This window comes from Agrococcus sp. ARC_14, from assembly GCF_022436485.1.
Taxonomy (GTDB): domain Bacteria; phylum Actinomycetota; class Actinomycetes; order Actinomycetales; family Microbacteriaceae; genus Agrococcus.
Genome location: NZ_JAKUDO010000001.1, coordinates 524,235 through 537,930 on the forward strand (window position 1 = coordinate 524,235; position 13,696 = coordinate 537,930).

The following is a 13,696-nucleotide window of genomic DNA, read 5'->3' on the forward strand; positions in this document are numbered from 1 at the left end:
GATCCTCCGAGTCTGCCGGATGCGCGGCAGGGCGTGGGCAGGCGGGTGCCGGGCCGCACCCGCCGCGGCGCCCTCAGCTCGTACGTGTCCGCCGCCAGCGGGCGTACGCGATGAGGGCGAGCCCACCGAGGACCACGGTCACCGCGACGATGACGCACATGATCGCGACGCCGCCGAAGCCGTTCTCGAAGTTGGCGGGATTCAGGAACGGGTAGGGGTACCAGGCGTCCGCGCCGGTGGTGTAGTTGGGTGTGATCGGTGCCCGCAGCAGCGTGTAGCCGAGCCACACGACCGGGAAGATCGCGACGATCCAGAGGTCGGAGAACCGCACCTGGCGCTTGCTGGAGGTCAGCAGCCAATCGAGCAGCATCCACAGCGGTGCGATGAGGTGGAGAATCTCGTTCGACCAGCCCAGCGTGGTGCCCTGCGGCAGCTCGATGCCTCGCAGCATCGTGTTGTAGACGATGCCGGTCACGACCATGTAGGTGGTCGCGCACAGCAGCAGCACGTCGAATCGGCGCCCGATGCGAGGGTGGCCGAGCTGCGCGACACCGAGCAGAGCGAGCACGATCATGGCCAGGATGTTCGACTCGATCGTGAAGAACGAGAAGAAGTTGGTGACGTTGACGGCCATCGACGGGTCGCCGCGCTCCGTCCAGACGGCGAGACTCGTGAGCAGCTGGCCGATGATCGCCGCGAAGATCGCGACAGCGATGATGGCCCTGCCGACCAGCAGGATGCGTCGCCGGATGTCTGCGACGGGCGCCGCTTCGGGAGGTGCGCTCATGAGGCCGCGATGCGGAGATGGAACAGACGGGTCATGCGGTCTCCGGATCCTGAGCGTCGACGGTCATCTGTACGCTATCCGCGTTCATGAACAGCGACAAGCAACCGACGCCGCGAATTGACCGAGCCGCTCGCATTCAGGCGGCGGGGCACGCCTCGGCGGCCGCCTCCGGGCACGGCACCGCGCGCCGCGTGCCGCGCGCACGCAGGTGCGCGACCGCATCCGGGATCAGGGTCGCGAGGCTGGCGAGCGCGAAGAGCGCGCCGATCCAGAGCGGTGCGAGGATGCCGAGCGGCGAGTCGACCACGACGGCGCCGAGCGAGGTGCCCAGCAGGATGCCGCCGGTGACGACGGTCGGCATCATCGACATGATCGCCGGGTGGGCCCCGCCGACGGCGATGGTGCGTGCCGTGTGCGCGGCGTTGAGCGAGACGCCCGAGACGCCGATGGCGAGCATCGCCACGATGACGACGGGCAGCGAATCCGGCGCCGCCCAGAACGCCAGCAGCCCGGCCGCCAGGATCGCGAGGCCGACCCCCAGCACACGGGCGGCGCCGAAGGAGGTGAGGCGGCCGACGGCCCAGTTGCCGACCACGGAGGCGGCACCGTAGAGCGCGAGCAGCCACGGCACGACCGCCTCGGCGACGCCGGTGCGCTCCTGCAGGATGGCGCTGAAGAAGCCGAAGCCCAGCAGCGTGCCGCCGATGGCCAGGCCCGCCGTCGCGAAGGTGAGCCAGAGCCTGCCGCTGGCGAGCGGCTGCAGCATGTCGCGCAGCGGCATCGACGGCGCGCCGGCGATCTTCGGCAGCGTGAAGACGATCGCGCCGGCGGCGAGCAGCACCAGGATCGTGTCGAGGTGGAAGGCCCACTGCCAGGCCATCGCGGTGCCGGCGAAGGTCGCGAGCGGCAGGCCGAGCGTGGTGCCGACCGTGACGCCGGTGAAGATGGCGGCGGTCGCGCGCGGCTGCGCTGCGCCGGTGACGAGTCGGGTGGCCGTGCCGAGGGCGATCGAGAAGTAGGCAGACATCAGGAGGCCCGAGACCACGCGCATCGCGAGCATCACGGGCCAGGGCGAGAGGACGCCGACGGTCTGCACGATGGCGAACGTGATGAGCAGGGCGGCGAGGATCGGGCGCGGTCCGAAGCGCGAGAGCGGCATGCCGAGCAGCCAGGCGCCGGCGACCTGGCCGAGCGCGAAGCCCGAGATGAGCATCGCGGCAGCGCCGAGCGTGACGCCCGAGTCGGCGGCGATCGCCGGCAGCAGGCCCGCGGCCATGAACTCGCTCGTCACCATCGCGAAGATGCCGCCCGCGACCAGCCAGATGGCGCCCGGGACGCGTTCGAGGGGCTGGGCGGCTGCGCTGGATGCGGCGGATGTCGTGGGTGCGGTCGTGGGTGGTGCTGCGGTCTCAGGCATGGCGTCTCCGGATTCGCGACGGGCGGGCGGCACGGGCGACGATGACCGTGCGGGAGGCAACCGGCGTTCGGGAGCGGCTATTCCCGCCGCGCCTGCCGTGCCCGATGCCGCCGTACCGCCGAGCGATTCGCGCAGCGCACCGAGCAGTAGCGCTGGCGGCCGTTGCGCGTGACGTCGACCACGACGTTGCGGCAGCTGTCGTCTGGGGCGTCGCCCGCCGCACAGCGAGCGAGCCGATGCATGCCGCGGGTGGTGAGGTGCAGCGCGGTGCCGACGCTGAAGACGGCGGCGAGCACGTGCGGCAGCGACTGCTGCGCATCGCGGTAGTGCAAGTGCCAGCCCTCATCATCGTGATCGGTCATGCGCGGGTAGGCCGCCGTCGACGCCATCGCCCGGTTGAGCAGGTCGGCACGCTGCTGCGGCGCCTCCGCATCGACGACCGTGAGCCAGTCGTCGATGACCGCGCGGGTGCGCTCGTGATCGGTCGGGTCGGCGGGGAAGCGCATCGTCATGCCGTGCTCGCGCACGCGGGCGATGATCGCGCTGCGCGACGCCGGCCACTCATTGGCGAGCGAGGCGGCCAGCAGCACGGCATACTCGCCGTAAGGGTTGAGATGCATAGCGGCATTACATCAGCATGAGTCCATGGCAGCAACCCAGACGCAGACGGCGACCGTCGAGCACGAGCACGAGCACGGTTGGGGTCTCGAATCGGCGCACGCGACGTCGCAGGGGCGCCTGCTCTACACGCGCTGCATGGCGTGCGGGGCGCGCCGGGTCGAGCTCGAGCCCGTACCGACGATGCCTCCGGCGCCGCTGAGCGTCGTCGTGTGATGCGAGCGCGCGCTCGCCTTCCCGTTCGTCAGCGACGCGGGCGCCCGCGCCAGCGGGCATACGCGAGCTGCGCTGCGGCCACCGCGATCAGCGTGGTGGCGATCGCCAGGCACATGCCCGCGACGCCGAGGTAGCCGCTGTCGTAGCTCGCGGGGTCGAGCTGCGGGTACCAGTACGGGTTCGTGCTCGCCTCCACGTCGGTCTTCGGCGCCCGCAGCAGCGTGTAGCCGAGCCAGGCGAGCGGGAAGATCGCGACGGTGCCGAGGTCACGCCACTGCAGGTCGCGCTCGCGAGCGCCGGCGAGCCATTCGAGCAGCATCCACACCGGCGCGACGACGTGCAGCACCTCGTTCGACCAGTCGAGGGTGGCGCCCTGCGGCAGCTCGATGCCGCGCATCTGCGTGTTGTAGATGATGCCGGTCACGACCATGTAGCTCGTCGTCGCCAGCTGCAGCACGTGGAGGCGTCGCCCCAGCGGACGGCCGACGAGCGGCGCGCTGACAAGGATCCCGAGCACGACGAGCGAGAGCAGATTCGACTGCACGGTGAAGAAGGAGAAGTAGCCGACGATGTTGCGGGCGGTGTCGTCGAACCCGCGCGCGCCCCAGAAGCTCAGGCTCGTGAGCAGCTGGCCGACGATCGCGGCGATGATCACCGCGATGAAGAAAAGGCGGCCGATCAGGAGCGCGCGAACGAGTGAGCCGCCCCGCACAACGCTGTGGGCCCCGACCAGTTGGACCATCCTTCGACCCTAGGCTCACTCGCAGCTCGCCCCGCACCAGATCGGCAGGGCTTGAGGCGTTCCTCGGGTTCACGCCAGCGGTGTGCGCAGCCGCGAGCGCTCGCACCGTCCGCACGTCTAGCGAACTCCCAGCATCCGGAGTAAACTTGAGTCAACAGCACTCAAGTTTGAATCGCGGATGCGTCGGGGAGACGCGACACAGGATCCAGGGGGATGCATGGCACGGATGGGCGGCATGATGCCGGATCAGGAAGACCAGAAGTCGGCGCTCGAGCAGTTCGGCACCGACCTCACCGCGATCGCGCGCGCGGGCAAGCTCGACCCGGTCATCGGGCGCGACAGCGAGATCCGGCGCATCAGCCAGGTGCTCTCGCGCCGCACCAAGAACAACCCGGTGCTCATCGGCGAGCCCGGCGTCGGCAAGACCGCCGTGGTCGAGGGCCTCGCGCAGCGCATCGTCGCCGGCGACGTGCCCGAGAGCCTCAAGGGCAAGCGCCTCGTCTCGCTCGACGTGAATGCCATGGTCGCGGGCAGCAAGTACCGTGGCGACTTCGAGGAGCGCATGAAGAACGTGCTCGGCGAGATCGCGAAGGCCGAGGGGCAGATCGTCACGTTCATCGACGAGCTGCACGTCATCATGGGCGCCGGTGCCGCAGAGGGCAGCCAGGGCGCCTCCAACATGCTCAAGCCCATGCTCGCGCGCGGCGAGCTGCGCCTCATCGGCGCCACCACGCTCGACGAGTACCGCGAGTTCGTCGAGAAGGATGCGGCCATGGAGCGCCGCTTCCAGCAGGTCTACGTGGGCGAGCCCTCCGTCGAGGACACCGTCGCGATCCTGCGCGGGCTCAAGGAGCGCTACGAGGCGCACCACAAGGTCACGATCGCCGACAGCGCGCTGGTCGCGGCCGCATCCCTCTCCAACCGCTACATCACGGCCCGCCAGCTGCCCGACAAGGCGATCGACCTGATCGATGAGGCCGCGAGCCGCCTGCGCATGGAGATCGACTCGGCACCGACCGAGATCGACCAGCTGCGCCGGACGGTCGACCGCATGGAGATCGAGCGGCTGGCGCTCAAGCGCGAGCGCGACGACGCCTCGAAGGAGCGTCTCGAGGCGCTCGAGGAGAGCCTCACGGGGCTGCGCGCGCAGTTGGGCGAGCTCGACGAGCGCTGGCAGGCGGAGCGCTCGAGCCTCAACCACATCGGCTCGCTGCGCGAGTCGCTCGACGAGCTGCGCAACCGCGCCGAGCGTGCGCAGCGCGACGGTGACCTCGAGCGTGCCTCGCGGCTGCTCTACGGCGAGATCCCGCAGATCGAGAAGCAGCTGGGGCAGGCAGAGGCGACTGCCGCAGAGGCCGGTGCGCGCATGGTCGGCGACCAGGTGACGAGCGACGACATCGCCTCGGTCGTCGCCGCCTGGACGGGCATCCCCGTCGGTCGGCTGCTGCAGGGCGAGACCGAGAAGCTGCTCGCCCTCGAGGATGAGCTCGCGCACCGCGTCGTCGGTCAGCGCCAGGCGGTCGGAGCGGTGGCGGATGCGGTGCGACGCACCCGCGCGGGCGTCTCCGACCCCGACAAGCCCACCGGTTCGTTCCTCTTCCTCGGCCCCACCGGCGTCGGCAAGACCGAGCTGGCGAAGGCGCTCGCCGAGCTGCTCTTCGACGACGAGAAGGCGCTCGTGCGCATCGACATGTCGGAGTACGGCGAGAAGCACTCGGTGGCGCGGCTCGTCGGCGCCCCTCCCGGCTACGTCGGCTATGAGCAGGGCGGGCAGCTCACCGAGGCGGTGCGCCGCCGCCCCTACTCGGTGATCCTCATGGATGAGGTCGAGAAGGCCCACCCCGAGGTCTTCGACCTGCTGCTGCAGGTGCTCGACGACGGCCGCCTCACCGACGGCCAGGGCCGCACGGTCGACTTCCGCAACACCATCCTCATCCTCACCTCCAACCTCGGCTCGGCGTTCCTCACCGATCCGACGGTGCCGCAGGCGCAGGCTCACGAGCAGGTGATGGGCGCCGTGCGCGCAGCCTTCAAGCCCGAGTTCGTCAACCGGCTCGACGACATCGTCATCTTCGATGCGCTGAGCCCTGCGGAGCTCGGCTCGATCGTCGAGATCCAGGTAGGCGGACTCGACCGCCGGCTGCGCGACCGGCGGCTCACGGTCGAGGTGACGGATGCCGCCAGGCAGTGGCTGGGGGAGCGCGGCTACGACCCCATGTACGGCGCGCGACCGCTGCGCAGGCTCATGCAGCGCGAGATCGACGATCGGCTGGCGCGGGCGCTGCTGGCCGGCGAGGTGCGCGATGGCGACAGGGTCGTGGTCGACGTGGCACCGGGTGGCTCGGGCCTCTGGGTCGGCCCGGCTGGCGCCGAGCGGCCCGCGCAGTGGTCGTTCGATGCGGAGCCCCGCCCGGGGACCGGCCGGGACGCATCCGCCCCCCAGGATCCCGAACCGCTCGACGACCTCTGACCCGCCCGCGCGTCTCGCACAACGCAAGCCCGCCCGCCCGATGCCGCGAAGGATCCGACCGCCCTGCTGCCCGGCCGCGAGATCGGTGCAGCGAGCTTGCGTTGTGCGCCGAGTCGAGCCGAGCCGACCTGCGGCGGCACGCCGGCGGACCCGTCAGGCGGGCGTCGCGATCCGCTCGGCGGCGCTGATCTCGGCCCACACCGCATCGAGCGAGAGGCCGAGCGCGTCGGCGATCGCCGCGATGGTCGGGAACGCCGGGGTGGCGACGCGACCGGTCTCGATCTTGCGCAGCGTCTCGGGCGAGATGCCGGCCGCGAGCGCGGTCTCCAGCATCGACCGCTCGCCGCGGGCGCGGCGCAGCAGGGCGCCGAGGCGCGCTCCGCGCTCGAGCTCCTCGGGGGTGTGCGGCAGTCTGACCATGCCTCCGATTGTAGTACCGGTATAGTTATCGGCATGATTGAGATCCTGAGCCCAGCTGAAGTGGAGCGAGGCCGAGCCACCGGCGCGCTCGTGGGCGACATCCTGCACAGCCTCAAGGGCCGCAGCGCGGTCGGCACGAACCTGCTCGACATCGATCGCTGGGCGAAGGCGATGATCGCCGAGGCCGGTGCGGAGTCCTGCTACGTCGACTACGCACCCTCCTTCGGGCGCGGGCCCTTCGGCCATTACATCTGCACGGGCGTCAACGACGCGGTGCTGCACGGCCGCCCGCACGACTACCGGCTCGCCGACGGCGACCTGCTGACCCTCGACCTCGCCGTCTCGCTGCGCGGGGTCGCGGCCGACGCCGCCATCAGCTTCATCGTCGGCGACGCGCGGCCCGCCGAGAGCGTCGCGCTCATCGAGATCACCGAGCGCGCGCTCGCCGCCGGCATCGCCGCTGCCGTGCCGGGCGCCCGCATCGGCGACCTCTCGCACGCCATCGGCACGGTGCTCGGCGACGCCGGCTACGCGATCAACCTCGATTTCGGCGGCCACGGCATCGGCTCGACGATGCACCAGGATCCGCACATCCCGAACGACGGCCGCCCCGGCCGCGGCTTCCCGCTGCGCCCCGGCATGCTGCTGGCCCTCGAGCCGTGGATCATGACCGACACCGACGTGCTGGTGACGGATGCCGACGGCTGGACGCTGCGCAGCAAGACCGGGAGCCGCACGGCCCACACCGAGCACACGATCGCCATCACCGAGGATGGCGCGGAGATCCTGACGCTGCCGACGCGGGCGTAGGCGAGCGCCCGCGGTTCGCTAGACCTCGCCGCCGATGTTCATGGTGGCGGCGGGCGAGCTGGAGACGTGCACGCCCGGCAGCGACGGCCCGTCGTCGGTGATGCGCCGGTAGCCGATCGCGCCGAGCACGATGCCGATGGGGATCAGCGCGATGAGGGCGATGACCAGCACCAGCTCGCCCACGGAGCCGGCGGTGCCCATGAAGTACACGGCGACGGGATCGAGATCGGTGTCGCGCACCGCGACAGCCGTCGGACCCACCCGAGTGCCGAGACCGATGACGCCGGCGGCGACCGCAGCGATGCCGACGACGAGCATCGCGATCCCTGCGACGATGCGCCCACGCGAGGCGTCATGGGCCACGGCCCGGCCGACCACCATGGGCGCCACCTCCGGCGCGGTGCGATGCATGATCGGCTCGCGCTCGCGGGAGTTCGCCCGCTCGCTTGGGGTGACATCATGCAGCGGCTTCGGCATGTCGACCTCCCTGTCGTGCCGCTCACGATAGCCGCGGCGCCTGCGAGCCCGCCGAGTGACCGCAGCGGCGCGCGATGCAGGGCATGATCGATCGGGTGCGAACTCGCACGAGAACCGGAGGATCGATGGCCCTCGCTACGCCCGTCGGCGCCGACGCAGCGCTGCCGCCGCTCTCGACCGGCCCGCATCGCGCACGCCTCGGCGTCATCTCGATCGTCGCGTGCTTCGGCGGCCTGCTGTTCGGCTACGACACCGGCGTGATCAACGGCGCGCTGCACCCGATGAGCGAGGAGCTCGGGCTCGACGCGCTCTCCGAGGGCATCGTCACGAGCTCGCTCGTGTTCGCCGCGGCGCTGGGCGCGCTCGTCGGGGGGCGGTTGTCGGATGCGTTCGGCAGGCGGAGGACGCTCGTCGCGCTCGCCGTGCTGTTCTTCGTCGGCACGCTCGTGCTCGTGCTCGCTCCTGGCTTCTCGGTGCTCGTGGTCGGCCGCGTGCTGCTCGGGCTCGCGGTCGGTGGCGCCTCGACGGTCGTGCCCGTCTATCTCGCAGAGCTCGCGCCCTACGAGATCCGCGGCTCCATCTCGGGCCGCAACGAGGTCGCGATCGTGTCGGGCCAGCTCGCCGCCTTCATCGTGAACGCGATCCTCGGCAGCGCGCTCGGCCACCTCGACGGCGTGTGGCGCATCATGTTCGCCGTCTGCGCGCTGCCGGCGATCGCACTCTTCGTCGGCATGCTGAGGATGCCGGAGTCGCCGCGCTGGCTCGCCGAGCACGGCAGGCGCGAGGAGGCGCTCACCGTGCTGCGAACGGTCCGCTCCGACGAGCGCGCCGAGGCCGAGCTCGCCCAGATCGAGCAGACCCGGTCGGCGGCCCCTGCCGATCGCCGTGCGCGCACCGGCCTGCGAGCCGTGCTGCGCAGCAGATGGCTGCGCCGCATCCTGCTCGTCGGCATCGGGGTGGGTGTCGCCCAGCAGCTCACGGGCATCAACTCGATCATGTACTACGGCCAGACGGTGCTGGTGGAGTCGGGGTTCTCCGAGCAGGCGGCGCTCATCGCGAACATCGCGCCGGGTCTCATCGCCGTCGTCGGCGGCTTCATCGCGCTCGCGATGATGGATCGCCTCGACCGCCGCGCGACGCTCCTGATCGGCTTCAGCCTCACGACGGCGTGCCATGTGCTCATCGGCATCGCGTCGAGCGCGCTCGAGCCCGGGAACCCCATCCGCCCCTTCGTGATCCTGGCGCTCGTCGTCGCGTTCGTCGGCTCGATGCAGACGTTCCTCAACGTCGCGACCTGGGTCTACCTGTCGGAGGTCTTCCCGCTGCACATGCGCGGGCTCGGCATCGGCATCGCCGTGTTCGCGCACTGGCTCGCCAACGGCGCGCTCGCGCTGGCGTTCCCCTCGCTCATCGAGGCGGTCGGCATCACCGGCACCTTCTTCCTGTTCGCCGCCGTCGGTGCAGTCGCGCTCGCCTTCATCGCGACGCAGGTGCCCGAGACGCGTGGCCGCTCGCTCGAGGCGCTCGAGGCCGACATCCACACGGGCAGGATCTTCGCGCGCTGAGCTCAGTGGAAGGGGCACCTCGGTGTGGCGGACGGGGCGGATGCGCTGCGCACGACGCCGCCGGAGGCGGGCTTGGTGGGGAGCCGACGGCGGTTCACCTCGAGGCCCGCGTCGAGGATCGCCACCCGCGGATCGCTCAGCACCGCGACCGCGGCGGCGAGCCCGGCGATGGCGATCTTCTCGCCGGGGCAGCGGTGGCCGGTGGTGGGGTGCCCGCCGCCGTGCGGCACGAACGTCGCGATCGACTCCCAGTCGTCGCGACCGACGAAGCGCTCGGGGTCGAATGCGTTCGCGCGCTCCCAGGACTCCGCATCCGTGTTCGTGCCGAGGATGTCGAGCAGCACCCGGCCGCCAGCCGGCAGGCGCTCGCCGTCGATCTCGATGTCGGCGATCGCCTGCGCGGGCAGCATCGGCACGAAGGGGGCGGTGCGGCGCACCTCCTGCGCGAACGCGCTCGCGAGCTCGCCGCCCGTGAGTCGACCGCGCTCGGTCGTCTCGGCCGCGATGCGCTCGCGCCACTCGGGTCGGTCGTGCAGCTCCTTGGCGGCGAACGCGACGAAGCGCGCCACCGCGATCGTCGGCCGCAGCACGTTCTGCAGCTCGACGCCCGCGAGCTTCGCCTCCAGCAGCTCGCCGTCGGGGCCGCGGTGCGACGCCCACGCGTGCAGCGCGGTGCCCTCCGCGGCTTCGAGCGTGCCGGCGCGCACTGCCTCGATGAGCTCCTTCGCGTGCCGGTCGCACCACAGCCGGTTGAGCCCCGCGAGCAGGAACTCGGGCGAATAGGGCACCCCGAAGCCGTCGACGATCTGCGCCTCGCGCGCCGCCCAGCGGGTCTTCGCCTCGGCGGTGCCGGGCAGCCCGGCCCAGCGCATGATGGCGCGGCCGAGCGCGCCGACCCCTGCGTCGTAGGCCGAGCGCTCGCCCCCGCCGACCCAGTCGTCGAGCTCTGCCTGCCACTCGCGCTCGAGGTGCGGCAGCAGCCGGGTCACCTGTGCATCCTCGTAGGCGACGTTGAGGAACGTCGCCTTGCGGTGGCGGTGCTCGTCGCCGTCGAGGCTGTGCACCGAGCCGTGCCCGAAGAGCGTCTCCTGGATGAACGACGGCATCGCACCGTGCCGACGCATCCGACGCTCGTCATAGAACAGCTCAACGCCCTCGGCGCCGCGCACGAGCAGCGAGTCGCCGCCGAGCAGCCGCAGCGGCACGGCGCGAGCGACCGAGCCGCGGGCGCGCCGCCAGATGTGGCGGCCGAAGCCGTAGCCCCTGCTGATGAAGGCGAGTGTGTCGTCGGATGCGGATGCGTCGGATGCGGTGGCCGGGGCAGCGTGCGAGTGCGTCATGGGGTGCGTCCTTCCGTCGCGCCCGACGGTAGTCCCCGCGCCTGACCGCGAGTGGTGCGCCGCCGCCGGCCGCCGCCGGCCGCCGCCCGGCCGCCGCCCGGCCGCCGCCTCTCACCTCGCCCGGTGCGCCGCGACGCGTGCACAACGCAAGCCCGCCGGCCCGAACCGGGGGCCCCAACTGCCTGGGCGCCGGGATCCGCCGCGCTCCCGCTGCGCGGGGCTTGCGTTGTGTAGACGGCCCAAGGCCCGCCGCTAGTGGCGGGCCCAACCTTCGAGGTCGACGTGCCGCGGAGGAATCGTCGAGCGGGCCACGACGACGGAGTCGTCCGCCGACGTGATCAGGCGATAGCCGCAGCGCGTGCACACCGCGCCGACCGCGCCGAGCACGATCCATGCGACGACGATCGCCAGCTCGCTGAACGATGTGCCGCGCTCGCCGAAGAAGTAGGCGCTCGCGAAGGTCATCTCGTCGGCGCGGGCGGATGCGGCCGCGGGGAACACCCGCGCGCCGAGCAAGAAGAACGCGAGGTAGGCCAGCGCGAGCCCGGCGAGGAAGAGGCCGAGCCCGAGGAGGTCGTGTCGGCGCATCTCGGTCCTCAGGTCATGAAGCCGTCAGGCTAGCGGTGCAGCGTGAGAATCGCCCGGTCAGCGCAGCCCGCGCACGAACGCGCGCAGGTCGGCGATCACCGTCTCCGGCTCCTCCATGGCGCCGAAGTGCCCGCCGCGGTCGGCGATGTCGGTCCAGCGCACGATCGTGTGCTCCTGCTCGGCCTTGGCGCGGATGCCCACGTCGTGGGCGAACTGGATCGCCGCGGTCGGCACGCCGGAGGGCGCCTCCTGCTCACCCCACGCGGTGTTCTGCGCGTAGCCGACGAAGGCGGCCGAGCCGCCCGAGCGCGTGAACCAGTAGATCGAGGCGTTCGCCAGCACCCACTCGAGGCCCAGGATCTCGGTGGCCTCACGCTCGGCGGGCCAGGTCCAGCTCTGCAGCTTGTCGTACATCCACGCGAGCTGCGCGACGGGGGAGTCGGCGAGCATCGTGCCGACCAGCGATGGCCGGGTGCCCTGGATCGCGATGTAGCCGAACTCCCGCTCCATGAACCCGCCGACGCGGGCGACGCGATCCTGCTCGAGCTCGCTCAGCTGCATCTCCGCTGCCTCGTCGGGGCTCAGGAACGAGCCGAGCGTGCCCGAGATGTGCACGCCGATCACGCGCTCCGGCGCGAGCCTGGCGATCTCCGGCGCGATGCCCGCCCCCAGGTCGCCGCCGTGCGCGACGAAGCGCTCGTAGCCCAGCCGCGTCATGAGCTCGAGCCACATCGCCGCGGTGCCCTTGTCGGTGACGTCGGCGCCCTCGGCGATGGGGGTCGAGAACCCGATGCCCGGCACCGACGTGATCACGACGTGGAACGCATCCGCCGCATCCCCGCCGTGCAGCTCAGGCTGCGTGAGCGGCTCGATGAGGTGCAGGTGCTCGAGGAACGAGGCGGGCCAGCCGTGCGTGAGGATGATCGGCGTCGCGTCGGCGTGCGGCGAGCGGGCGTGCACGGCGTGCACCGTCTGGCCGTCGATGACGGTCGTGATGTGCTCGAGCGCGTTGAGCCGCGACTCGCAGGCGCGCCAGTCGAAGGCCTGCCACGCCTCGACCAGTCGCCGCAGTGTCGCCTGCGGCACGCCCTGCTGCCATGAGTCGCCGGGCAGCGGTGTGGCCCAGCGAGTGTGGGCGAGGCGCTCGTGCAGGTCGTCGATGTCGGCCTGCGGGATGTCGATGGTGAACGGGCGGATGCGCTGGTCGATGTCCATGCGTCCAGTCAAGCGATGAATGCGGACAGCTTCTGTCCTGTTGTGGCACGCTCGTGGCATGGCCGATCCGACCGCGCGCGTGCTCGAGCTGCTGGCGCAGCTGCAGGTCGGCGGCATGCGCTCGGCACCGGAGCTCGCACGCCGGATGGGAGTCACCGAGCGCACCGTGCGGCGCGATGTGCAGCGGCTGCGCGAGCTGGGCTACGGGGTGGATGCGGTGCAGGGCGCCGCCGGCGGCTACCGCTTGGGCGCGGGAGCGGCGGTGCCGCCGCTCGTGCTCGCGCCCGACGAGGCGGTCGCGATCGCGGTGGGCCTGCGCGGTGCAGCGATCGGCGCCGTCGGCGGGCTCGGCGAGGCAGCGCTCAGCGCGCTCGCGAAGCTCGAGCACTCGCTCTCGAACGAGGCGCGCGAGCGCATCGCCGGGCTGTCGCAGTCGATGGTGGGCCTCGGCGGCGCCTCGTCGGTCGATCTCGAGGCCGTGGTGCTCGTCGCCCGCGCGATCCGCGAGCGGCGACGACTGCGCATCCGCTACCGCCGGCACGACGGCAGCGAGGTGCAGCGCGAGGTCGAGCCGCACCGCATCGTGCACACCGCCGAGCGCTGGTACCTCGTGGCGCATGTGCCCGAGCAGCACGCGTGGCGCACCTTCCGGCTCGACCGCCTCGAGCCGCGGCTGCCGCTGGGCGCCCCGTTCCCCGAGCGCGCGATCCCCGACGAGGCGACGGCGCGGTTCGTCGGCAGCGCGATCGCCACCGCGCCCTACCCGGTGCGCTGCCGAGTGGTCATGCGCGCGAGCCTCGCCCAGGTGCGGCAGCGCTTCGGCCCGCAGATCGTCGAGGCGGCGGAGCGCGACGACGGCACGACGCTCGTGGTCTTCGGCACCGACGACCTCGACGCATCCGCCGTCTACCTCGGCAGCGCCGGCTTCGACTTCACCGTGCTCGAGCCGCCAGAGCTGCGCGACGCGCTCGAGCGCATGGGTGAGCGGATGCTGGCGGCCGCCCGCGCGTGATGCCGCGCGGTCGATCGGG

The 13,696-nt window shown here is 71.7% G+C and carries 14 protein-coding genes; 5 read left to right on the plus strand and 9 right to left on the minus strand.

The features are described 5' to 3' along the window. Positions 1–73: 73 nt before the first annotated feature. The 3 genes from MKD51_RS02655 to MKD51_RS02665 form a co-directional block, all read right to left on the minus strand. Complete coding sequence (locus tag MKD51_RS02655) at positions 74–787, minus strand: Pr6Pr family membrane protein (RefSeq protein ID WP_240237837.1); 714 nt, start codon at positions 785–787, stop codon at positions 74–76. A 136-nt stretch (positions 788–923) separates the two neighbouring features. Beyond that, positions 924–2,204 carry an MFS transporter gene (locus tag MKD51_RS02660; RefSeq protein WP_240237839.1) on the minus strand — a complete coding sequence of 427 codons (1,281 nt, stop codon included), beginning with the start codon at positions 2,202–2,204 and terminating at the stop codon, positions 924–926. Positions 2,205–2,281: 77 nt separating this feature from the next. Then, complete coding sequence (locus MKD51_RS02665) at positions 2,282–2,824, minus strand: CGNR zinc finger domain-containing protein (protein WP_240237841.1); 543 nt, start codon at positions 2,822–2,824, stop codon at positions 2,282–2,284. A gap of 25 nt (positions 2,825–2,849) precedes the next feature. Here MKD51_RS02665 and MKD51_RS02670 point away from each other — a divergent pair, with 25 nt between their 5' ends. Continuing rightward, positions 2,850–3,038: a hypothetical protein gene (locus MKD51_RS02670; protein ID WP_240237843.1), complete on the plus strand. Its 189-nt coding sequence runs from the start codon at positions 2,850–2,852 to the stop codon at positions 3,036–3,038. 28 nt (positions 3,039–3,066) lie between these two features. Here the strand turns inward: MKD51_RS02670 and MKD51_RS02675 are convergent, their stop codons facing one another. Then, complete coding sequence (locus MKD51_RS02675) at positions 3,067–3,780, minus strand: Pr6Pr family membrane protein (RefSeq protein WP_240237845.1); 714 nt, start codon at positions 3,778–3,780, stop codon at positions 3,067–3,069. Positions 3,781–4,015: 235 nt separating this feature from the next. Here MKD51_RS02675 and MKD51_RS02680 point away from each other — a divergent pair, with 235 nt between their 5' ends. Further along, a complete protein-coding gene (locus MKD51_RS02680; protein ID WP_240237847.1) occupies positions 4,016–6,250 on the plus strand; it encodes an AAA family ATPase in 2,235 nt (744 codons plus the stop codon). Between the two features lie 153 nt (positions 6,251–6,403). On the opposite strand, the gene MKD51_RS02685 is transcribed toward MKD51_RS02680, so the two are convergent. Next, entirely contained in the window at positions 6,404–6,670 is a 267-nt protein-coding gene (locus MKD51_RS02685) for a helix-turn-helix transcriptional regulator (RefSeq protein ID WP_240237849.1), read from the minus strand. A 33-nt stretch (positions 6,671–6,703) separates the two neighbouring features. Here MKD51_RS02685 and map point away from each other — a divergent pair, with 33 nt between their 5' ends. Further along, complete coding sequence (gene map, locus MKD51_RS02690; RefSeq protein ID WP_240237851.1) at positions 6,704–7,480, plus strand: type I methionyl aminopeptidase; 777 nt, start codon at positions 6,704–6,706, stop codon at positions 7,478–7,480. An 18-nt stretch (positions 7,481–7,498) separates the two neighbouring features. Here map and MKD51_RS02695 read toward each other — a convergent pair whose 3' ends face one another. Next, positions 7,499–7,957, minus strand: a complete 459-nt coding sequence (locus tag MKD51_RS02695) for a hypothetical protein (RefSeq protein WP_240237853.1) — start codon at positions 7,955–7,957, stop codon at positions 7,499–7,501. 125 nt (positions 7,958–8,082) lie between these two features. On the opposite strand from MKD51_RS02695, the gene MKD51_RS02700 reads away from it, so the two are divergent. Continuing rightward, positions 8,083–9,522 carry a sugar porter family MFS transporter gene (locus tag MKD51_RS02700; RefSeq protein ID WP_240237855.1) on the plus strand — a complete coding sequence of 480 codons (1,440 nt, stop codon included), beginning with the start codon at positions 8,083–8,085 and terminating at the stop codon, positions 9,520–9,522. Between the two features lie 2 nt (positions 9,523–9,524). Here MKD51_RS02700 and MKD51_RS02705 read toward each other — a convergent pair whose 3' ends face one another. From MKD51_RS02705 to MKD51_RS02715, 3 genes are all read right to left on the minus strand, one after another. After that, complete coding sequence (locus tag MKD51_RS02705) at positions 9,525–10,862, minus strand: cytochrome P450 (RefSeq protein ID WP_240237863.1); 1,338 nt, start codon at positions 10,860–10,862, stop codon at positions 9,525–9,527. A gap of 252 nt (positions 10,863–11,114) precedes the next feature. Continuing rightward, positions 11,115–11,450, minus strand: a complete 336-nt coding sequence (locus MKD51_RS02710; protein WP_240237865.1) for a hypothetical protein — start codon at positions 11,448–11,450, stop codon at positions 11,115–11,117. Positions 11,451–11,507: 57 nt separating this feature from the next. Continuing rightward, positions 11,508–12,665, minus strand: coding sequence for an epoxide hydrolase (locus MKD51_RS02715; RefSeq protein ID WP_240237867.1), 1,158 nt, complete (start codon positions 12,663–12,665; stop codon positions 11,508–11,510). A 58-nt stretch (positions 12,666–12,723) separates the two neighbouring features. Here MKD51_RS02715 and MKD51_RS02720 point away from each other — a divergent pair, with 58 nt between their 5' ends. Then, positions 12,724–13,677 carry a WYL domain-containing protein gene (locus MKD51_RS02720; protein WP_240237869.1) on the plus strand — a complete coding sequence of 318 codons (954 nt, stop codon included), beginning with the start codon at positions 12,724–12,726 and terminating at the stop codon, positions 13,675–13,677. The last annotated feature ends 19 nt before the right edge of the window (positions 13,678–13,696 follow it).

Excerpts from the sequence above, each read along its gene's own strand:
- MKD51_RS02655 (WP_240237837.1), bottom strand. The coding sequence starts at position 787 with ATGAGCGCACCTCCCGAAGCGGCGCCCGTCGCAGACATCCGGCGACGC.
- MKD51_RS02660 (WP_240237839.1), bottom strand. The coding sequence starts at position 2,204 with ATGCCTGAGACCGCAGCACCACCCACGACCGCACCCACGACATCCGCC.
- MKD51_RS02665 (WP_240237841.1), bottom strand. The coding sequence starts at position 2,824 with ATGCATCTCAACCCTTACGGCGAGTATGCCGTGCTGCTGGCCGCCTCG.
- MKD51_RS02670 (WP_240237843.1), top strand. The coding sequence starts at position 2,850 with ATGGCAGCAACCCAGACGCAGACGGCGACCGTCGAGCACGAGCACGAG.
- MKD51_RS02675 (WP_240237845.1), bottom strand. The coding sequence starts at position 3,780 with ATGGTCCAACTGGTCGGGGCCCACAGCGTTGTGCGGGGCGGCTCACTC.
- MKD51_RS02680 (WP_240237847.1), top strand. The coding sequence starts at position 4,016 with ATGATGCCGGATCAGGAAGACCAGAAGTCGGCGCTCGAGCAGTTCGGC.
- MKD51_RS02685 (WP_240237849.1), bottom strand. The coding sequence starts at position 6,670 with ATGGTCAGACTGCCGCACACCCCCGAGGAGCTCGAGCGCGGAGCGCGC.
- map (WP_240237851.1), top strand. The coding sequence starts at position 6,704 with ATGATTGAGATCCTGAGCCCAGCTGAAGTGGAGCGAGGCCGAGCCACC.
- MKD51_RS02695 (WP_240237853.1), bottom strand. The coding sequence starts at position 7,957 with ATGCCGAAGCCGCTGCATGATGTCACCCCAAGCGAGCGGGCGAACTCC.
- MKD51_RS02700 (WP_240237855.1), top strand. The coding sequence starts at position 8,083 with ATGGCCCTCGCTACGCCCGTCGGCGCCGACGCAGCGCTGCCGCCGCTC.
- MKD51_RS02705 (WP_240237863.1), bottom strand. The coding sequence starts at position 10,862 with ATGACGCACTCGCACGCTGCCCCGGCCACCGCATCCGACGCATCCGCA.
- MKD51_RS02710 (WP_240237865.1), bottom strand. The coding sequence starts at position 11,450 with ATGCGCCGACACGACCTCCTCGGGCTCGGCCTCTTCCTCGCCGGGCTC.
- MKD51_RS02715 (WP_240237867.1), bottom strand. The coding sequence starts at position 12,665 with ATGGACATCGACCAGCGCATCCGCCCGTTCACCATCGACATCCCGCAG.
- MKD51_RS02720 (WP_240237869.1), top strand. The coding sequence starts at position 12,724 with ATGGCCGATCCGACCGCGCGCGTGCTCGAGCTGCTGGCGCAGCTGCAG.